This window comes from Nocardia exalbida NBRC 100660 (assembly GCF_000308575.1).
Taxonomy (GTDB): Bacteria; Actinomycetota; Actinomycetes; order Mycobacteriales; family Mycobacteriaceae; genus Nocardia; species Nocardia exalbida.
This window is the reverse complement of sequence record NZ_BAFZ01000002.1, coordinates 34,296-52,404: the sequence shown is the minus strand read 5'-3', so window position 1 is coordinate 52,404 and position 18,109 is coordinate 34,296. Positions and strand designations below refer to the sequence as shown.

At 69.9% G+C, this 18,109-nt stretch carries 16 protein-coding genes and 1 pseudogene; 10 read left to right on the top strand and 7 right to left on the bottom strand.

Going from position 1 to position 18,109, the window contains the following annotated elements; genetic code table 11:
- Position 1: 1 nt before the first annotated feature.
- Positions 2–1,540, bottom strand: a complete 1,539-nt coding sequence (locus ON29_RS00785) for an MFS transporter (RefSeq protein WP_040864155.1) — start codon at positions 1,538–1,540, stop codon at positions 2–4.
- Positions 1,541–1,624: 84 nt separating this feature from the next.
- Here ON29_RS00785 and ON29_RS00780 point away from each other — a divergent pair, with 84 nt between their 5' ends.
- The 6 genes from ON29_RS00780 to add all read left to right on the top strand — a co-directional run bounded on the left by ON29_RS00780 (position 1,625) and on the right by add (position 7,527).
- Positions 1,625–2,164: a TetR/AcrR family transcriptional regulator gene (locus tag ON29_RS00780; protein ID WP_040864154.1), complete on the top strand. Its 540-nt coding sequence runs from the start codon at positions 1,625–1,627 to the stop codon at positions 2,162–2,164.
- Positions 2,165–2,255: 91 nt separating this feature from the next.
- On the top strand, positions 2,256–3,053 hold the full coding sequence (locus tag ON29_RS00775; protein ID WP_245548757.1) for a hypothetical protein: 798 nt from the start codon (positions 2,256–2,258) through the stop codon (positions 3,051–3,053).
- On the top strand, positions 3,050–4,147 hold the full coding sequence (locus tag ON29_RS00770; RefSeq protein ID WP_083863155.1) for a DUF4129 domain-containing protein: 1,098 nt from the start codon (positions 3,050–3,052) through the stop codon (positions 4,145–4,147). Before ON29_RS00775 ends, ON29_RS00770 begins: the two co-directional genes overlap by 4 nt.
- A gap of 67 nt (positions 4,148–4,214) precedes the next feature.
- The gene (locus tag ON29_RS00765) at positions 4,215–5,192 is read left to right on the top strand and encodes an AAA family ATPase (protein ID WP_040864153.1); all 978 of its coding nucleotides are present in this window, start codon (positions 4,215–4,217) and stop codon (positions 5,190–5,192) included.
- A 3-nt stretch (positions 5,193–5,195) separates the two neighbouring features.
- Positions 5,196–6,491 (top strand): DUF58 domain-containing protein, encoded by a 1,296-nt coding sequence (locus tag ON29_RS00760; protein ID WP_040864152.1) that lies wholly within the window; start codon positions 5,196–5,198, stop codon positions 6,489–6,491.
- 16 nt (positions 6,492–6,507) lie between these two features.
- A complete protein-coding gene (gene add, locus ON29_RS00755) occupies positions 6,508–7,527 on the top strand; it encodes an adenosine deaminase (protein ID WP_040864151.1) in 1,020 nt (339 codons plus the stop codon).
- Here the strand turns inward: add and ON29_RS00750 are convergent.
- Positions 7,506–8,306 carry an RDD family protein gene (locus ON29_RS00750; RefSeq protein ID WP_040864150.1) on the bottom strand — a complete coding sequence of 267 codons (801 nt, stop codon included), beginning with the start codon at positions 8,304–8,306 and terminating at the stop codon, positions 7,506–7,508. The genes add and ON29_RS00750 overlap by 22 nt on opposite strands.
- Before the next feature lie 43 nt (positions 8,307–8,349).
- On the opposite strand from ON29_RS00750, the gene ON29_RS00745 reads away from it, so the two are divergent.
- Complete coding sequence (locus tag ON29_RS00745; RefSeq protein ID WP_040864290.1) at positions 8,350–9,366, top strand: stage II sporulation protein M; 1,017 nt, start codon at positions 8,350–8,352, stop codon at positions 9,364–9,366.
- Positions 9,367–10,198: 832 nt separating this feature from the next.
- Here ON29_RS00745 and ON29_RS00740 read toward each other — a convergent pair.
- Positions 10,199–11,611 (bottom strand): hypothetical protein, encoded by a 1,413-nt coding sequence (locus ON29_RS00740; RefSeq protein WP_040864149.1) that lies wholly within the window; start codon positions 11,609–11,611, stop codon positions 10,199–10,201.
- Between the two features lie 104 nt (positions 11,612–11,715).
- Between ON29_RS00740 and ON29_RS00735 the strand changes: the two genes are divergently transcribed.
- The gene (locus ON29_RS00735) at positions 11,716–12,354 is read left to right on the top strand and encodes a methyltransferase domain-containing protein (RefSeq protein WP_040864148.1); all 639 of its coding nucleotides are present in this window, start codon (positions 11,716–11,718) and stop codon (positions 12,352–12,354) included.
- 1 nt (position 12,355) lies between these two features.
- On the opposite strand, the gene ON29_RS00730 is transcribed toward ON29_RS00735, so the two are convergent.
- The 4 genes from ON29_RS00730 to ON29_RS00715 are packed head-to-tail and all read right to left on the bottom strand — an operon-like array spanning position 12,356 to position 16,609.
- Positions 12,356–13,123, bottom strand: coding sequence for an SDR family NAD(P)-dependent oxidoreductase (locus ON29_RS00730; RefSeq protein WP_040864147.1), 768 nt, complete (start codon positions 13,121–13,123; stop codon positions 12,356–12,358).
- Positions 13,124–13,131: 8 nt separating this feature from the next.
- A complete protein-coding gene (locus tag ON29_RS00725) occupies positions 13,132–14,115 on the bottom strand; it encodes a Rossmann-fold NAD(P)-binding domain-containing protein (RefSeq protein ID WP_281032486.1) in 984 nt (327 codons plus the stop codon).
- An 8-nt stretch (positions 14,116–14,123) separates the two neighbouring features.
- Positions 14,124–15,563 (bottom strand): pyridoxal phosphate-dependent aminotransferase, encoded by a 1,440-nt coding sequence (locus ON29_RS00720; protein WP_040864145.1) that lies wholly within the window; start codon positions 15,561–15,563, stop codon positions 14,124–14,126.
- Positions 15,560–16,609, bottom strand: coding sequence for a helix-turn-helix domain-containing protein (locus ON29_RS00715; protein WP_040864144.1), 1,050 nt, complete (start codon positions 16,607–16,609; stop codon positions 15,560–15,562). Before ON29_RS00715 ends, ON29_RS00720 begins: the two co-directional genes overlap by 4 nt.
- A 622-nt stretch (positions 16,610–17,231) precedes the next feature.
- On the opposite strand from ON29_RS00715, the gene ON29_RS00710 reads away from it, so the two are divergent.
- The gene (locus tag ON29_RS00710; protein ID WP_051174742.1) at positions 17,232–17,564 is read left to right on the top strand and encodes a hypothetical protein; all 333 of its coding nucleotides are present in this window, start codon (positions 17,232–17,234) and stop codon (positions 17,562–17,564) included.
- A gap of 54 nt (positions 17,565–17,618) precedes the next feature.
- A pseudogene (locus ON29_RS36815) lies at positions 17,619–18,011 on the top strand (hypothetical protein); the annotation flags it as partial.
- Positions 18,012–18,109: the final 98 nt, after the last annotated feature.

The following is an 18,109-nucleotide window of genomic DNA, read 5'->3' as shown; positions in this document are numbered from 1 at the left end:
ATCACATCCGCGCACCGCGCAACCGGAACGCCACCAGCGCGGCTGCCAGCAGGATCGAGGTGGTGCCGATCGCCGCGAAGTGGATGCCGGAGACGAACGAATCGTGCACCGAGGCGAGGAACGCGTTTCCGGCGGCCTCCGGCAGCTCACGGGCGAAAGCCGTGGCCGCGCCGAGGGATTCCGAGGCGGCGTCCGCCTGATCATCCGGCACGTGGCTCAGGTCGAGGCCGTTGCGGAAGATCGCCATGACCACGCTGCCGAGTATCGCGACGCCCAGCGCGATACCGGTCTCGTAGGCGGTCTCCGACACCGCGGCGGCCGCACCCGCGCGCTCCGCGGGCGCCGCGCCGACCACCAGGTCCGACGACACGGTCAGCGCGACGCCGACACCTGCCCCCACGAACAGGAAGCCGAGCACGAACGGCGTCGTGCTGGTGGCCGCCTCCGGACCCAGCCATCCGAACAGCGCCGCGCCCACCGCCGCGGTGATCAGCGCGCCGCCCAGCACGGTGCCCGGCCGCAGCCGCCGCACCAACCAGGCCGCGGCGAGCGAGGCGATCATCCCGGCCAGCAGGCCCGGCAGCAGCAGCAAGCCCGCCTGCATCGGCGAGCGTCCGAGCACCAACTGGAGGTACTGCGAGCCGAAGAACAGCACACCGGCCAGCGCGAACACCGCGAGCAGGCTGGTCACCACCGCCGTACGGAAGGTCGGCAGCGCGAACAGCGCCAGGTCGAGCATCGGCCGCGCGAGCCGTCGCTGCCTGCGCACGAACACCGCACCCGCCAGCACACCCAGCGCGCCGACCAGGACCGGTCGGATACCCGGACCGTGCGCCGCGACCTCCTTCACCGCGTACACCACGGGCACCAGGGTGAGCATCGACAGCACGGCGCTGGGCAGGTCGAAGCGGCCGGGCTGCGGATCGCGCGACTCCGGGATCAGCACCGGCCCCAGCCCGATCAGCACCAGCATGACCGGCAGGTTCACCAGGAACACCGACCCCCACCAGTAGTGCTCGAGCAGCCAGCCGCCCAGCAGCGGTCCCGCCGCGGCGCCACCGCCCGCCATCGCGCTCCACACCGCGATCGCGACCGTGCGCTGCCGCGGATCGAGGAACATCGACCTGATCAGCGCCAGCGTCGCGGGCATCAGCGTCGCACCGGCGATGCCTTGCAGCACCCGCGCCGCGATGAGCATCTCCGGCGTCGGGGCCCACGCCGCGAGCACGGAGGCGATACCGAATCCGGCCGCGCCGAGCAGCAGCAGCTTGCGCCGCCCGATCCGGTCCCCCAGGTTCCCCATGACGACGAGCAACCCGGCCAGCACGAACGAGTACACGTCGATGATCCACAGCAGCTGCGGCGTGGTCGGGGCGAGATCGGCGCTGATCGCGGGTACGGCCAGGTCCAGCACGGTCGCGTCGACGGCGAGCAGGAGCAGGGCGAGCGCGAGCACGGACAATCCGGCCCACTCGCGCGTTCCGGCGCGGGGCGGCGTGGTGGCCGATCGTCCGGTGGGCCGCGCGGTCTGGGTGTTCATGACTTTCTCGACTTCCGTCGTCCATTTTCTTACCGTCCAGACGGTATAGTAACTGACCAACCGTCCGGACGGTATAGTCGAGCCGTGACCGCTGACACCCGCGACCGCATCCTGGACGCGCTCGAGACCTTGCTGCTGGAAAAAGGCATGTCGCAAGTGACATTGGAGAACGTGGCGGCCACCGCGGGCGTCTCCAAAGGCGGCTTGCTCTATCACTTCAAGAGCAAGGACGCGCTGCTCGCGGGCCTGGTCCGCAGGCTGGCCGACCGTGCGGGCAAGCAGCTGGACGGCGCGGTCGCCAGAGGCGGCTCGGTAGCCGAGTGGTACCTACAGACGCCGAACCCGGACGACGCGGCGGAAGCGGTGGAACTGGAGCTCTATCGGTCCATGCTCGCGACCATGCGCACGATCGACGCCACACCGGAGCCCGACGAGGTACAGCAGGCGCTGGTCGAGATGATGAACGCCTGGTCGGACGGTCTGGACGCGGAGGTCGCCGACCCGGTCCAGGCCGACCTCATCCGGCTCGTGGGCGACGGCGTGTACCTGCGCGCGCTGCTGGGGCTCCCGCCCATCGATCCGGTTCGCTACCGGCAGGTGGTGGACCGCTTACTGCGCCGCTGACGGCTAGACTCGGCCCGTGCTGCCAGCCGCCGAACCGGCCGGCGCCGTCGGGGCGGGAACAGATCCGGTACCAGGGTCTCCTGGAACGACGGTGCCGATCCGACCGCTGAGTTTCCGTGAACTGCTCGATGCGCCGTTCGCGCTGATCCAGGCGAACATCCGCGCCATCGCCGGTTCGATCGTGCCGGGCTTGCTGCTGGCCGAGACCGTGGTCGTCGCGGTGACCGCGGGCGTCTCCGAGCTGACCGGCGGTTCCGACGCGGGCACCGCCTGGGCGGCGATCGGGTCCACCGCGGCCTGTGCCTGGTTGCTGCGGTTCGCGTTACGCGGCACGACCGTGGCCCTTGGGCTCGCGACCGTCGGTGGCGCGCCGATCGGCCGCAGGACCGCGTTGCGCCGGTTCGGTGCGACGCTCGGCCCGCTGCTGGTGTTCCAGCTGTTGTTCACGCTGGTGGGCGTCGGCGTGCTCGCGGTGAGCGGCTTGCCCATCGTGACGCTGCCGCTCGCGGTGCTCTGGCTGGGCTGGCTGCGCGCCCGCCGCTGGGTAGCGGTGCCGGTGCTGTTCGTGGAGCGCACCTCGCACCGCGATGGAATCGCCCGCGCCAAGCTGCTCGCCGAAGGCGCGGAGTGGCCGACCGTCGGGCTCTGGATCGCGCAACGCGTCCTGTTCGGGCTGCTGGCCATCCCGCTGCTGGCCATCCCGCTGTACGTCTCGGACTTCTCCGGCACGCACCGGTGGCCGGTGATCGTGCTGACCACGTCGGCGGTGCTGCTGCTGACGGCCTTCGGCGAGGTGGTCGAGGCGTCGTCGCGCGTGGTGTGCTACCTCGATCGCCGTTGCCGCAGGGAGGGATTGGACATTCGCATTCCCCGGCAGGAGACGCGATGAGCGATCCGACACCGCCGGAGATCCCGTCGGCTCGGCATCCTGGTGAGATCCGGCTGACCAAGGGTCCCCACGCGACCGACGACCCGGCGCCCGGCGCGCCGCGGCTCGGCGCCGCCGCCGATCATCGGGCCGCCGCCGAATCCGCCGCGCGGCACCGCGATTTCGACCGTGCATTGCGGGAACGTTTCCGTGCCGTGCTGCGCGGCCTGGAACAGGGTGGCGTGCTGGAGGTCCGGCGCTCGCGCACCGCGCGGGAAACCGCCGACGACGTGACGACAGCGTTGCCGCTCGAGGTCGCCACCGAGATCCAACCCGCCGCACACAGTTTCGACGAGGTGGTCTACGGCGGACGCCGCGCCACCGAAGACGAATACCGCAGGCTGGAATACGCCGACCGGTTCTCCGCCTCCGCGCCGCCACCCGCGCCGGAACCGGTCGAGATCGAGGCGGTCGAGAAGGCGCCGCGCACCAGGCGCAGGCTTCCCCCGCTGCCCGATCTGCTGCGCGACCCCCGGTTCTGGGCGGCGCTCGCCGCGACGGCCGCGTTGCTGCTGCTGGTCTACGGCGCCCTGCAATCCTGCGGTGCGCCCACCGCGCCCACCCCGCCGCCGCCACAGCCGCCACCGGATCTGCCCGATGTCCCGCCGCCAAGCCGCCCCGGCTTCGGGGCGGGCGACGACCCGATCTGGGACCGGCTGCCCGCGCCGGTCTTCTACGGCGGCGTGCAATTCCTGATCGCCGCCGCATTGGTGGTGTGGTGGCGGGCCCGCAGGCGGGGCGCACTGGTGCGTGAGCCCCGCCCGGTCGAGGTGGCGGCGAACGAACTGCTCGCAGGCCACGCCGCCCTGTACCGCCGCTCGAAAGACCACGACCACGTCGCCGGGAAGCTGCGGGCGGCCACGCTGCGCCGCATCCGCGCCCCGCTCGGCATCACGGCCGACACCCCGCCGGACCGCATCGTCGCCGCGGTCGCCGCGCGCGTCGGAGCCCACCCCGCCCAGATCGGGGCCGCCTTGTTCGGCCCGGTGCCCGATCCGGGGACCCTGCGGGTGGTCGCCGCTCAGCTCGAATGGATCGAATCGGAGGTCGGATGAGACGCCTTCGCCCAATCCTCGCCCGGCCCACGGCATCCGGGAACGCCCGCGAACCACAGGAGATCGAATGACCAGCACCGAGACCACGCCCACGGCCGAGCAAGCGGGCGCCGCGTTCCACGCCCTGCGCGCCGAGATCGGCAAAGCGGTGGTCGGCAACGACAGCGCGGTCATGTACCTGGTGCTCGCGCTGCTGTGCCGCGGCCACGTGCTGCTCGAAGGTGTGCCGGGGGTGGCCAAGACGCTGCTGGTGCGGGCGCTGGCCACGGCGCTGGACCTGGACCACGCGCGGGTGCAGTTCACCCCCGACCTGATGCCCGGCGACGTCACCGGCTCGCAGATCTACGATCCGCACTCCGCGGAGTTCACCTTCCGGCACGGTCCGGTGTTCACCAACCTGCTGCTCGCCGACGAGATCAACCGCACGCCGCCGAAAACCCAGTCGTCGCTGCTGGAATCGATGGAGGAACGGCAGGTCTCGGTGGACGGGAAGCCGCAGCCGCTGCCCGATCCGTTCGTCGTCGTCGCCACCCAGAACCCGATCGAGCAGGAGGGCACCTACCCGCTGCCGGAGGCGCAGCTGGACCGGTTCCTGTTCAAGGTGGACATCCACCTGCCCGGCCGCGATGACGAGTTCCGCATCCTGCAACGCCACGCCGCCGGCTTCGATCCGCGCGACCTGACCGCCGCGGGCTTGCGTCCCGTCGCCGGCGCCGAACACATCACCGCCGCCCGCGCCGCGATCGCGCAGACGACGATCAGCCCCGAGGTGCTCGCCTACACCGTCGACGTGTGCCGGGCCACCCGCACTTCGCCCGCCGTGCAGCACGGGGCCTCGACCCGCGGCGCGACCGCGCTGATGGCGGCCTCGCGCGCGTTCGCCTGGCTCACCGGTCGCGGGTTCGTCACACCCGACGACGTGAAAGCCGTCGCCGTCGCCGTGTTGCGCCACCGCCTGCAATTGCGTCCGGAGGCGGAGTTGGACGGCGTGACCACCGAGGGTGTGCTGTCGTCGCTGCTGCTGTCGGTTCCGGTTCCGGTGTAGCGCATGGTCGTCACCGGTCGGCTGGCCGCCGCGGCAGGCGTGGCGGCCCTGTTCGTCACCCTGGTCCTGCCGTCCGTGCTCGGCGTGGTCGTGGTGACCTGTGCCCTGGCGGCCGGGCTGCTCATCGATCTCGGCGCGGTGGGACGGTCGCGCGACCTGGCGCTGTCTCGCGAGGCACTCACCACGGTGCGGCTCGGGCGCTCCGTCGAGGTGGAGCTCGTCGCGGTCAACACCGGGGCACGCACGCTGCACGGCACCGTGTGGGACGACTGGCCAGGCAGCGCACGCGCCGGAAACCGCACGCACGAACTGGATCTCGCGCCGGGCACCAAGGTCCGCTTCCGCACCGCGCTCACGCCCACCTATCGCGGCGATCGGGTCGCCGGCCAGGTCACCGTGCGCCTGCTCGGCCCGCTCGGGCTGGCGGGCAAGCAGACCAGGCACGACGTGCCCGCCCGGGTACGCGCGCTGCCCGCGTTCCGCGCCGAACGGCTGTTGCGCTCGAAGGTCAAGCGGTTGCAACACCTGGAAGGCCGCAATGTGGCCAACCTGCGCGGGCAGGGCACCGAATTCGACTCCTTCCGCGAGTACGTCGCCGGGGACGATGTCCGCGCCATCGACTGGCGCGCCACCGCCCGCGCCACCGACGTCCTGGTCCGCACCTGGCGCCCGGAGCGCAACCGGCACATGCTGATGCTGCTGGACACCGGCCGGGTCAGCGCGGGCCGGGTGGGCGACGGCACCCGCTTGGACGCGAGCATCGAGGCGGCCCTGCTGCTCGGTGGCCTGGCCGCGGCCGCGGGAGACTCGGTCGACCTGCTCGCCTTCGACCGGCGAGCCCGCGCCGAAGTCCGGGGTATCGGCGGGAAAGGTTTGCAGCTGAAGCTGATGCACGCGATGGCGGGCATCACCCCCGCGCTCGTCGATACCGACAGCGCCGGGCTGGTGCGGGCGGCCATCCAGCGCACCCGCCGCCGCAGCCTGGTCGTCTGGTTCACCAGCCTGGACGGCGCCGCGGTCGAGGAGAACCTGTTGCCCGTGCTGCCGGTGCTGGCGCAGCGGCACCGAGTGCTCATCGTCTCGGTGACCGACCCCGATGTCGCCGCGGCCGCCACCCGCCGCGACAGCCTCGCCGACCTCTACGCCGCGGCCGCGGCCGAATCCGTCCTCGCCGAACGCGCGCTGGTCCAGGAATCGCTGCGCCGCACCGGTATCGCGGTCGTCGCCGCGTCACCGGAACGACTGCCGGAGGCCTTGGCGGACGAATACCTGGAACTGAAGCAATCCGGCGCACTCTGAGGAGGATCATGGCCCCATGGCCTCAGATCTCGCCGCCTTCGTCCGTGGACTGCCGAAAGCGGAGCTGCACCTGCATCTGGAAGGCACGCTGGAGCCGGAGCTGAAGTTCCTCCTCGCCCGGCGAAACGGCATCGAGCTGCCGGAGAAGACCGTGGACGAGGTGAAGCAGACCTATCGCTTCCACGACCTGACGTCGTTCCTCCGGGTCTACTACCCCGCGATGCGCGTTCTCCAGCGCCCGGAGGACTTCCACGACCTCGCATTCGACTATCTGCGCCGGGCGCACGGCCAAGGCGTGCGCCATGCCGAGTTGTTCTTCGATCCGCAGGCGCACACCGGGCGCGGGATCCCGTTTCCCACGGTGATCAGCGGCTACCGGTCGGCGATCGCGCGAGCGCGGCGGGAGTTGGGGATATCCGCCGAGCTGATCCTGTGCTTCCTGCGCGATCACTCCGCGGAGTACGCCATGGCGACGCTGCTGGAGGCGTTGCCGTACAAGAGCTGGATCCTCGGAGTCGGGCTGGATTCCGACGAGCGCGGCAACCCGCCGAGCAAGTTCGCCGCCGTCTTCGAGCGCGCCCGTGCCGAAGGCTTCCTGCTGACCATGCACTGCGACATCGACCAGCCGGATTCGGTCGAGCACATCCGCCAGGCGCTGGAGGACATCGCCGTCGACCGCCTCGACCACGGCACGAACATCGTCGAGGACGATCGTCTGGTCGAACTGGCCGCGGCCAAGGGAATCGCGCTCACCTGCTGTCCGGTGTCGAACTCCTTCGTCACCGCCGAGATGAAGTCCGCGCAGATCGTCGGCCTGCTCGATCGCGGGCTGACGGTGACGGTCAACAGCGACGACCCCGCCTACTTCGGGGCGTACGTGGCCGACAACTACCTCGCACTCGCCGAGCACGCCGGCCTCGGCATCGATCGGCTGGCCGAGCTGGCCAGGAATTCGTTCCGCGCTTCCTGGCTGACGCCGGCCCGGCAGGACGCGTTCCTTCGCGAGGTGGACGACTACGTCGCGGCGAACGGCTGACCCACGCGCGGCGGGAACACCGGGTACATCGGCGCGGGCAGCACCCGGCGCTGTCGTTCGGCGATGACCGCGCCGAGGATCTGCGCCGGCGGGTAACCGGCAGGCGGCGCGACGCGCAGCCGCCCGCACACCTCGCCCACGAGCGCCGTGCCCAGCTGGTGCCGCGCCGCGGGCGTCAGGGTGCGCAACCGCGTCAGGTACTGCCGCACCGCCAAGGCGAGCTCCTCCGGCAGTCCGGACAGATCGAGCTGCGCGCTCCATCCGGTCAGCCACGGCGGCGCGATCGCGAGCGCGGGCGGTGGCAGCGGGCGCTGCGCGTGCACGACCACGGTGCCCGCGAGCACGTCACCGATCCGCCGCGCGTGCGGCGAGCACATCGAGGTGAGTACCGCGATGGCGCCGAACCCGCCGAGCATCCAGAAATCGACGATCGCGCCCGCCAAGCCGCGGGTGAGCGCGTGCCGGAAGTCGATCGGCCCCCCGTCGGCGCGCACCACGCGCAGCCCGAGCATCAGCTTGCCCAGTGTCCGCCCCCGCCAAGCGGTCTCGCAGGCCACCGGATACCCGACCAGCACGGTCACGATGGTGACCAGCATCACCACGTCCAGCCAGGCCGAGTCGACGCCGGCGGGCAGCAGCAGCGTGACGATCGCGAACAGCAGCGCGAAAGCCAGCGTGCACTGGGCCAGCACGTCGATCAGGAACGCGCTCGCCCTGGTGGGGATCCGGGCGATCGGCAGCTCCAGGGCCACTGCTTCGCCGGTGGTGAATTCAGCCATGTCGATAGCATTCTTGCGACCGGCGGGAGTGGGAGGCAACCGAATGGACGTTGACGCATACAGCCTGGCGCACCGCAGGGCGTGGGACCGGCTCGACTACTTGTCCAAACGGAGCAGGCTGACCGGCGCGGAGGCGGACGAACTCGTCACGCTCTACCGCCGCACCTCCCAGCAGCTGGCACGGTTGCAGTCGCACAGCCCCGACCCGGAGCTGATCGCCGGGCTGAGCGCACTGCTGGCGCGTGCGCGCGGCCGGGTACTCGGGACCCGAGCCGACACCTGGCAGGAGATCGGCCGGTTCTTCGGCTACCGCTTCCCCGCGGCGCTCTACCGGTCCTGGCCGTGGTGGGTCGGGGTGGCCGCGGTGTTCTTGTGCGTATCGGCCGGCTTGGCCGTCTGGGTGGACCGATTCGAGTCGGCGCGCGAAGTACTCGGAATCCCGGCGGACACCGGAAGTCTCACCGCACCGGGCGGCGCGTTCGAGACGTACTACTCGGAGCATCCGCAGGGCGCCTTCGCCGCACAGGTGTGGACCAACAACGCGTGGGTGACCGCCATCGCCTTGTTCACCGGCGTACTGATCCTGCCCGCGGTCTATCTGTTGTTCATGAACGCGCTCAATCTGGGCGTCAGCGCCGGGCTGATGGCCGACGCGGGGCGGCTGGACTCGTTCTTCGGGTTCATCCTTCCGCACGGCACGCTGGAGCTCACCGCGGTGTTCGTCGCGGGCGGCGTGGGCCTGAAACTCGGTTGGACGCTGATCGATCCGGGACGGCTCAGCCGCGTGGAGGCGGTGGCGAGGCAGGGACGGGCGACCGCAACCGTCGCGCTCGGCCTGGTCGGAGTGCTGCTGGTGTGCGGCTTCATCGAGGGATTCGTGACACCGAGCCCGCTGCCGACGCCGATTCGCCTCGCGATCGGCTTCACCGCCGAGGCGTTGTTCCTGGTGTACGTGTTCGGGGTGGGTCGCCGCGCGGTCACGGAGCAGGCGAGCACGGATTCCGCGACATCCGGCGATCAGCCGTCCGCTGTGACGCAGCCAACATTCAGCACACCCTGAGCGACGCAGCTGGGATAATCGGCAGCTACGCGGTGTGAGTTCGGTTCGGAAGTCCCCCATTTGAGTTCCGCTGGCCGCAGCGAGTCCGGCTCGAGCTGCGGCCAGCGTTACCGTCAACTCTACACAATCGTTATCCCTACGCAACCCTCCCCGTCGAGGTCAAGCGTATAAAGCAGCGCCCCAGCAAACCCTGGTGGCCGCGCCCTTTCACCCCCCGCCAGCTAACCGCATGCGACACGCGCGATCACTGTTTCGACGGCCGGGCACCGCCTCGGTGACACTCCCGAAACACTCGATGGGAATCGCCTCCGCAATAGCTCGGGAACCTCTCCGAGGCGTTAGCCAGGACGGAAGATAGACCTCTCCATGGTTGCTGACATGGGCTCCCACCTGCACGTTCATTTGCAAGAATTGACGGTTGCTGATCAGCACACGAAAGAAAGCGACCACAGGTTTGTTTACGCGGTAATAAACCGGGTAAGGACATAGTGGCGCGCAGGGAAGACCGGCCAGTTCCCCGACAGGCTCCGGATTAACCGGCTGGGGAAAGAGCGGTCGCCCACCCCGCCCCGTAGCCCGATTCAGCACCTCGGCCGCAACCGTAACGGGTTATGTGATCTTCGCCTCACCTGCCGCAACGAGGGCTGGAACCGCGCGAAATCGACCCCACCACAGCCGAGTTCGAGAGACGCACGTCACAGTCCAGTGCTCGGCCGGTTCCCGTTCCCTCGCCGAGGCGATCGTCTGTGCACGGCTGGACGCACCACCGAGTTCGTCGACGCGCGGACGGAACGGTGCGTCCCGGTCAGAGGCGGAAATGGATCGGGTGGGCTCAGCCGACGCGCAGGATCCCGGTGACCGTTCCTTGGAGCAGGTGGCCGTCCTGCGTGATCAGCGGCGCGGTTTGGAGCGGATCGTCGACGACGGTGCCGGGAAGGTGCTGTGCGGCGGTGACCGCACCGGTTTCCGGGTCGAGCACGGTGAACGCGTACCCGTCGAGGGGCGTGGTGTGGTCCGCGCCGAGGCGGGCGACCGTGTACAGCAGGCCGTCGGCCGTGGACAGGCGCGGTACGGCCGCGCTGCGCACCGTGTTCTCCCACACCACGCGGCATCCGTCGCCGTCCACATCGACGCGCGTCATGCCACCGGTGAACGGCGCGCTCGGGGGCACCGCCGGTCCGGCACCCTCCGGCAGCGCCGGGTAGGGGTATCCGTATGTGCTCGCCACGAAGACGGAGCGGCCGACCCCGACCGGCGAATTCTCGCTGCCCGGGGCGCCTTCACCGAGCACCGGTGCCGTGCATACCAGGTCGCCGGTCCCCGAACGGAATACCAGGACGTGCACCTGCTCGTCGGCGTTGTCGACGATGGTCAGGTAGTCCGCACCGGTGCGCGGCCCGAAATAGGTCGGGGTAGAGCCGGTGCCCCAACTGAGCTGTCCCGGCTTGCGCGCCGATCCCCGGTCGTACGGCGCGCGCCACACGATCTCGGGAACGCCGGACGCGGTGGCGCGCAGTTCGTACAGCGCGTGCGTCGTGGCCACCGCCACCTGCCCGCCCGGTGCCGACGAGATGCTGTTGGCCACGCGCTCTCCCGCGGGCAACGCGAGCGCCGCGACCTCCCCGGTAGCCGTGACGAACCCGGCCACGTCCTGACCGGACGCGAACCACACATTGCCCGACCAGTCCGGCACGAGTCCGGTCACCGCGTCTCCGGCCGGGAGCACCGGACCGAGATCGGCGAAGTCTTCGCTGATCAGCCGCCACGCCCCCGTCGCGTCGCGCTCGTGCCGGATGCGCAGCAGCCGGTCGGTGCCGTCCACGACCACCAAGCGGTCGACCTGGTCGAGGTAGGCGTACACGCCGCCGAGCAGGCTTCCCCTGGTCAACGGCAGTGCGGCGAGCGAACCCACCAGCGGGCCCGGCGCCGCGGGATCGAGCAGGTGCACCGTCGGGGTCTGTCCCGCGATCGCGGTGCACAGGGCGACCACGAGGCGGTCCGATCCTTCCAGCAGCGTGGGGCACGCGGAGGCCAGCGGATAGGCCGCGACCGCGCCCGCGGCGGCGGGCCCGGCGAGCGCCGTCACGTCCGAGGATCCCGCGTCGCCGTGCATGGTCGCGGCGCCGGGCGGCCCGAGGAACGGGTTCGGCGGCGCGAGCGGCCCCCATGGCGCGGCGGCCGAGGCGGGCTGACCGGGCAGCAGAGCCAGCGCGCAGGCGGCGAGAACGATCATCGGTCGGCGCATCGAGGTCGTCCTTCACAAGGCGGTAGTCGAACGGATACCAACGGAACAGTATTCGGACATTCGCCGCACCCGTCCGGTACGGGCGGGCCGATACGATGGCGCCCATGAACTCCGTTCGGGCCCGCTTGTTGTCCGGCCTCGCCGGTCAGCTCGGAAATCCCCACGGGGTGCTCGGCAAAGGGATCGCCTTCGTGCTCGATCGCGGCAACAAGGCCGCCATCGCCGGTGCGGTTGAGGCGGCCTCCGTCGCGCCCGGCGGCACGGCGGCCGACGTCGGATTCGGCGGCGGCGCAGGGCTTTCGCTGCTGCTCGATCGAGTCGGCGCGGACGGTGTGGTGCACGGCGTCGAGATCTCCGCGGACATGCTGGCACGCGCCCGCTCCGGTCACGGAAGCGACATCGAGTCCGGTCGCCTGCGGCTGCGCGAGGGTTCGCTCACCGCGCTGCCCTTGCCTGACGACAGTCTCGACGCCGCGATCACCGTCAACACCGTCTACTTCGTGCCGGACCTGCGAGCGGCCTGCGCCGAACTCGCGCGCGTGGTCCGGCCGGGTGGCCGTCTGGTGGTCGGCATCGGCGATCCGGACGCGATGGCGAAGCTGCCGTTCACCCCGTACGGCTTCACCCTGCGTCCGGTGCCGGAGGTGATCGCGGTACTGGAACAGGCGGGCTGCCAGGTCGAGCATCGTCGGCTCGCGAATACGCCGATTCCGCACCACCTTCTGGTGGCGACGCCCCGCTGACTCACATCAGCGCGCCGCCGTCGACCCGGATCTCGGTGCCGGTCATGTACCGCCCGTCATCGGAGGCGACCATGGCGACCACCCCGGCGATGTCCTCCGGAGAGCCGAGCGCGCCGCCATTGAGCCACCCGGTCATCCGGGAGAACAACTGCGGGTCGAAACCCTCGGGCTGGGCCAGGATGGACTTCGTCGTGATCCCGCTGGTGATGCCGGCCGGGACGATGTTCACCGCGCGCAAGCCCTGTTTGGCGTACTCCAAGGCGATGGCGTGCGTGAAAGCGTTCACGCCGCCCTTGGACGCCGCGTAGGAGGCCAGGTATGGCGCCGCGCTGAACGCCGCGGTGGAGGAGATGTTGACCACCACGCCGCGTCCGGTGTCCAGCAGAGCGGGCAGCGCGGCCTGGGTCATCAGGAAGGTGCCGGTGAGATTCACCCCGATCACCTGGTTCCACACCTCGAGCGGCATCTCGTGGGTGCGCGCGGGACGAAGGATGCCCGCCGCGTTGACCAGCACGTCGAGTCCGCCGAGGAACTCGAGCGCCGTGTCGATGGCGGTGCGCACCGACGCCGGATCGGCGGTGTCGACCTCGACCGTTCGCAGTCGCTCGGCGCCGTCGCCCACCTTGTCCGCGGTGGTGGCCAAGCCCGCCGCATCGATGTCGGCGGCGACCAGCTGCGCCCCTTCGTCCAGCAGTCGCAGGGCGATGCCCTGACCGATGCCGGATCCCGCTCCCGTCACCACCACGCGGCGGCCGTCAAATCTGCGCATGCCAAAAATTAGAACACGTTCTCATCGACCGTCAAGGTACTTCCGCGCTCTCCGGCGATCCGCAGCACCATGGCGGCCGTCGCCGCGGCGTACGCACGACTGGCCGCGGCCGGACGGCTCGCCGGGTAATTGGAGCGATGGGTGACAACGACGCCGTTGGGCAGGATGACCGTCCGGTCCGCAACGGTCGCGACGCAATTGCCGCCCGCCTTGGCCACGAGATCCACGATCACGGTCCCCGGGCCGAGCAGGTCCAACTCCGCCTGCCCGAGCAGGCGGGGCGCCGGGGATCCGCGGTGCACGGCGGTGCAGACGACGAGGTCGGGCGGCGCCGCGGCGAGCGATTCCAGCAGCGCCGCGTTGTCGTCCCGGATCGGCACGAACTGCCCGGCGCCCGCCGCCGACGCGGCCGACCGTTGTGCGAGGCGGTTACCGACCGCTGTCGGCTTCTCGTCGCCGAACGTGCGCGCGGCCGCGATCGCGGCCAGCCCGGCCGCCCCGCACCCCAGCACCAGGCCACGGACCGGACGGGTGAGCCGCGCCGGGGCGAGCAGCCGCCTGCCTTCGGCGTAACCCTCCGCGCCCGCGATCCGGCTCATCCCGGACAGCGCATCGATCTCGGCGGTCGAGTCGTCGCGCGGCACCTCGTCGAAGGCGACCGATTCGATGCCGAGGCCACGCAACCGATCGATCTCGCCGCGACGGTAGTGCGGATCCTGGAAGCCGACCAGCGTGGTTCCCGCACGCAACGGCATCGAATCCAGGTCGAACGCGGGCGGTTTCACCCAGACGACGATGCCCGCGCGCTCGAACACCTCCGCGCGATCCCCGACGACGTCCGCCCCGGCCGCCCGATAGGCCGCGTCGGTGAAACCCGCACCTCGCCCCGCGCCTTCCTCCACGAGCACTCGAAGTCCCGTCGTCGAAAGCGTGCGGACCGCGTCGGGTGTGAGCGCCACACGAGTCTCCCGCCGTGCGGTCTCGCGAAGCACCCCGACGATCACCGCGCGGCTCCGGGCTCCGCTACCAAGGCGGTCAGGCCGCGATCGGCGAGCGCGGCGCGATAGGTGAGCCCGCCGGCGATATCGCGGATCAATTGCTCCAGCCGGTCGAAGAGCTCATCGAGCAAAGCGGGCGATTCGTGTCGCGGCGCTTTGCGGGGAGCGAGAACGTTCAACCGGACGCCGGGTCGCAGCGAGCCGGTGCGGTCGAGTGCGACGCTGTCGACGCCGGCCACGGCGAGCAACAGGTCTTCCACCTGCGCACTCGTGTGTACACCCGCCGCGTCGAGGAGCGCGCGATCGAACACCACCGAGACGAACATTCCTTCCGGATTGCCCAGCGGTCGCAGGACCTCCGCTCCGAGCCGCGTGTTGATCGCGGCGATGTGGCCGCACGCCCGCTCGATCTGCGCGCGCATCAGCGCGTGGTTGCGGGCGAAGTAGTCCTCGGAGGTGTGCTCGAGGATCGCGCGAGCCAGGTGGGTGGTCTCGCGCTGGAACGAGATGGTGAGCCGTTCCCGGATCCGCTCCAGCCACGCGCTGTCGCCGGTGCATGCCGCACCCATCTTGCAGGGGCCGAAGGCGTTGTAGCCCTTGGAGTTGCCCGTGATGGTCAGCACCACGTCGTAGAGCCGCCGAATGCCCTGCTCGGTCGGCACGTGCAGCGCGGCGACCGGGATGTGCGAGGCCACCAGCAGGTCGAAGGCCATGTCGCAGATCACGGGGACGCCGCAGTCGAGCAGCACCCGCCCGATCTCCGCCAGCTCGGCGGCCGTGTAGTCGGCGACGACCGGGTTGCCCGGCAGCGTGAGCAGCACACCGCACAGCTCGCCCGTCGCCCGCAGCCCGGCGAGGCAGCGGGCCAGCCGGGCGGGGTCGATCTTGAACCCGTCGTCCGGGGCCACCGGGCACGACACGATCCGCAAGCCGAATTTCTCCACGTGGATGCTGGAGCTCTTGTAGAAGCCCTCCGGGCACACGATCACCCCGCCCGGCCTGGCCAGGCTCGCGACAGCCTCCTCGAGCAGCATCGTGCTCGAGTACGGGCAGACGATCACCTCCTCCGCGCGCACCCGGACGCCGGGGACCCCTTCCACCGGATGTGACAGGCGCCCGAACAGCCTGCGGGCCGCCAGCTCCCGCAGGATCAACGGCTGCCGCTTGTCGTAGAGCCTGCCGTCGAGATACTCCGCGGCGGGCGCGATGTGCAGGCTCTCTCGCCACGCCCGGTCCAGCGCCGCGACGGCGTGCGCGTCGGGGGCACGGCCGGTCTCGCCGTGGTAGGCGTCGATGACGCCCGAGTGGCGCAGGCCGCCGGTCCCCGCGAACCAGGCGTCCCGCGAAACGTGCCCGCGCACTTGCCGTTTCCTGGCCTCGGAGCGATTGGTCAGCATCGCCAGGTCGGCGAGCGGATCGGTGAGCACGTGGCTCTGAGTCACGGAACCTCGCCTTCTGAAGAGTCTCCCGGTGCGGGCATGGTGTTCCATTTCTCCTGGAGCGCGGCGCGGAACAGGCGGCGGCAGTCGCCCTCGGCGAGTCGTTCGAATTCCGCCAGTGGCGGTTGCGCGACGATCTGGTCGACCACGATGGCCGAACCGGCGCGCCGGAGGTCGTAGAGTTTCTCGAACCGCCGGACCGCGAACGCGACGTCGTGCTTCAGCGCGGAGAAGCGCGTCGCCACCCGGGCCTGGCGCGAGTAGTCGTACTCGCCCACCGCGACGTAGCGGTCGTCGACCACGAGCATGCTCTGCGCGTTGCGGGCGTACTCGCGCTTGACCAGCACGCTCTCCACGCCCGAGCGCGCCTGCTTCCACAGTTTGTCGTCATAGGGCCAGACGTCCGAGATGTCGTCGAGCACATACATCCGCCGCACATCGATCTTCGGCGGATGGGTCTTGTCGGCCAGGCGCAGGATCGCCGCGTGATAGTCGTCGCCGACGTCGCCGCCGATCGTGCCCAGGTCTGCGGTGTGGATCGCGCGCACCGACGTGGTGGCCTGTTCCAGGATCGTCAGCCAGTCGGTGACGGTGTTCCATTCCCATACCGTGGCGCTGCGCGAGGGAATCTGCGCGAGGATCTCCTCGGCGCGTTCCAACTGCCGGTCGGCGACCAGGCGCAGCGGTTCGATTTCCGCTCGCGCACCGGACGCGTCGATCAGGCTCTGCGCGATACCCAGTGCGCGCGAGACCAATTCGGGGTCCTTGCCGAGCAGGACGTTGAATCGCATCCGCAGGTCGTAGTAGTTGCTGCTGGTCGGATCGGTCGCGGGATCGGCGCTGCCGTCGGTCGGCAGTTCCGCGCCGAGAGCGAGGCTCAAGCGTTCCCGCAGCGCGAGCGGCGGAATCCGGCTGCCGTTCTCGATCTGCTGAATCAGACTGCGGGAACAGCCCGCTCGGGTGGCGAGCGCCGCCTGCGTGTAGCCGCGTTCCAGTCGTAGCCTGCGGACCAGATCGCCGACCTGCTCATCCGAGCCGGAGCCAGCCATCCCGTGCCTCCCATCCTGCACCTTGCCTACGCATGCTCACGGCATGTCACGATGCATCATTCTAATCATCGAGTGGCAAAAGGCATCCGACGAATCGCGTTCGCCGAATTTCGTTGTCGAGCAGAGATCCAGCCACATCCGACACCCCCTGCGAAAAGGGCTGCCACATGAGCTCAGAAACGTACCGCACCGGCTTGACCCCGCAGCGATAACCAATTTTTGCCCGAATTCCTGATGAGTATTGAGCCGCATGACTATATGAAGTCATTGAAGCTTATCTACTATCATCACAAAGCGCTAAAGCTTCGTTGACAGCAAGATGTGGCCGCACCTAGCCTTGATCTCGACGTCACCGCAATTCGGTTCGGCACAACGGTTTCCGGCCTGCCGATCTCGGTGGCCCGATAACTCTAGGAGGTGCCGGATGCGGATACCTCGTCATGGCGCGGCCCGGCATCATCCGCGGCCAGGTGTGACCACCCGCCTTCTCGCTCGCGCCGATCTCCCGGCGCATTCGGACACCGATACGACCGAAGCGCGGACGAATCCATCGCGTTCGGGCACGGTAACCGTCGAGCGGCGGGTCCACGTCATCCCGAAACAGCGTGAATGAGAGCGGATCATGGCACTCGACATCACCGATTCGATCATCACCAGCGACATCAGCCCGGAAATCGCCCGGCTGCTCTCCTCGTCCTCCGGCGCAGCGTGGGAACTCAGCTGGCTGCCCTCCGTCGTCCTGACCCGCGATCAGGCGGTGACCGGGATGGTGCTGGACGAAATGCTCAGCGATCCCGGCACGCTCACCAGCGACCTCGCGCTGGAACTGGCCGCCCTGCACGCCGCCGAGCTCGGCGTCACCCTGCGCGAGGTGCTGATCCGGCTGTACGTCCGCATCACCGAACGCGACAACGAAGCATCCCGCCGCACCCACACGCCGATCTCCGCCGCCTGACCGCGACAGGGCCCGGCGTCCGGCACTTGCGCGCGGCATCCGAGCGGCGAACGATCCGAGGAGGCCGCCCGCCGCAACAGCGAGCGCCCGGAGCAGGGCGCTTGGTGGCGGGAGACCGAGCAGTGCTTCGACGGGCCGGTCACGTTCATGGACTGCGCCGAAGTCACGCAGTGGATGGGTGGCGGCTCCGACCGCGCCGGATTCGTGCAGGTAATGGAAGGTCACACCCGGGACGCCGGACGGATGCGCGAGATACTGGCCCGGTCGGGTGATCGGTTGCACGAGGTACGCCCGGAGATTCTCGGCGGCACGCTGGCGACCTACGGCGACGACGGATTCGTCGAGACGGTGTACTTCACCTCCGAAGCCGAAGCCCGCGAACACGAGAAGGTCGAGATACCGGACGATCTGCGGTCGCTGTTCGAAGAGGAGAACGCCCTCATGGGAGCTGATCCCACCCTTGGGCCCCTCCCAGCTTCGGGAAGAGACGCCACGGGTGCCGGAGCTGCTCCGGGAGGACAATGTCTTCTCTCGGTGTCGTTGAC

What these genes read in the sequence shown, in the direction of transcription:
- ON29_RS00735 (WP_040864148.1), top strand. Translation starts at nt 11,716, where the DNA reads ATGAACTCCGTTCGGGCCCGCTTGTTGTCCGGCCTCGCCGGTCAGCTC.
- ON29_RS00760 (WP_040864152.1), top strand. Translation starts at nt 5,196, where the DNA reads ATGGTCGTCACCGGTCGGCTGGCCGCCGCGGCAGGCGTGGCGGCCCTG.
- ON29_RS00785 (WP_040864155.1), bottom strand. Translation starts at nt 1,540, where the DNA reads ATGAACACCCAGACCGCGCGGCCCACCGGACGATCGGCCACCACGCCG.
- ON29_RS00750 (WP_040864150.1), bottom strand. Translation starts at nt 8,306, where the DNA reads ATGGCTGAATTCACCACCGGCGAAGCAGTGGCCCTGGAGCTGCCGATC.
- ON29_RS00745 (WP_040864290.1), top strand. Translation starts at nt 8,350, where the DNA reads ATGGACGTTGACGCATACAGCCTGGCGCACCGCAGGGCGTGGGACCGG.
- add (WP_040864151.1), top strand. Translation starts at nt 6,508, where the DNA reads ATGGCCTCAGATCTCGCCGCCTTCGTCCGTGGACTGCCGAAAGCGGAG.
- ON29_RS00740 (WP_040864149.1), bottom strand. Translation starts at nt 11,611, where the DNA reads ATGCGCCGACCGATGATCGTTCTCGCCGCCTGCGCGCTGGCTCTGCTG.
- ON29_RS00730 (WP_040864147.1), bottom strand. Translation starts at nt 13,123, where the DNA reads ATGCGCAGATTTGACGGCCGCCGCGTGGTGGTGACGGGAGCGGGATCC.
- ON29_RS00770 (WP_083863155.1), top strand. Translation starts at nt 3,050, where the DNA reads ATGAGCGATCCGACACCGCCGGAGATCCCGTCGGCTCGGCATCCTGGT.
- ON29_RS00710 (WP_051174742.1), top strand. Translation starts at nt 17,232, where the DNA reads ATGGCACTCGACATCACCGATTCGATCATCACCAGCGACATCAGCCCG.
- ON29_RS00715 (WP_040864144.1), bottom strand. Translation starts at nt 16,609, where the DNA reads ATGGCTGGCTCCGGCTCGGATGAGCAGGTCGGCGATCTGGTCCGCAGG.
- ON29_RS00765 (WP_040864153.1), top strand. Translation starts at nt 4,215, where the DNA reads ATGACCAGCACCGAGACCACGCCCACGGCCGAGCAAGCGGGCGCCGCG.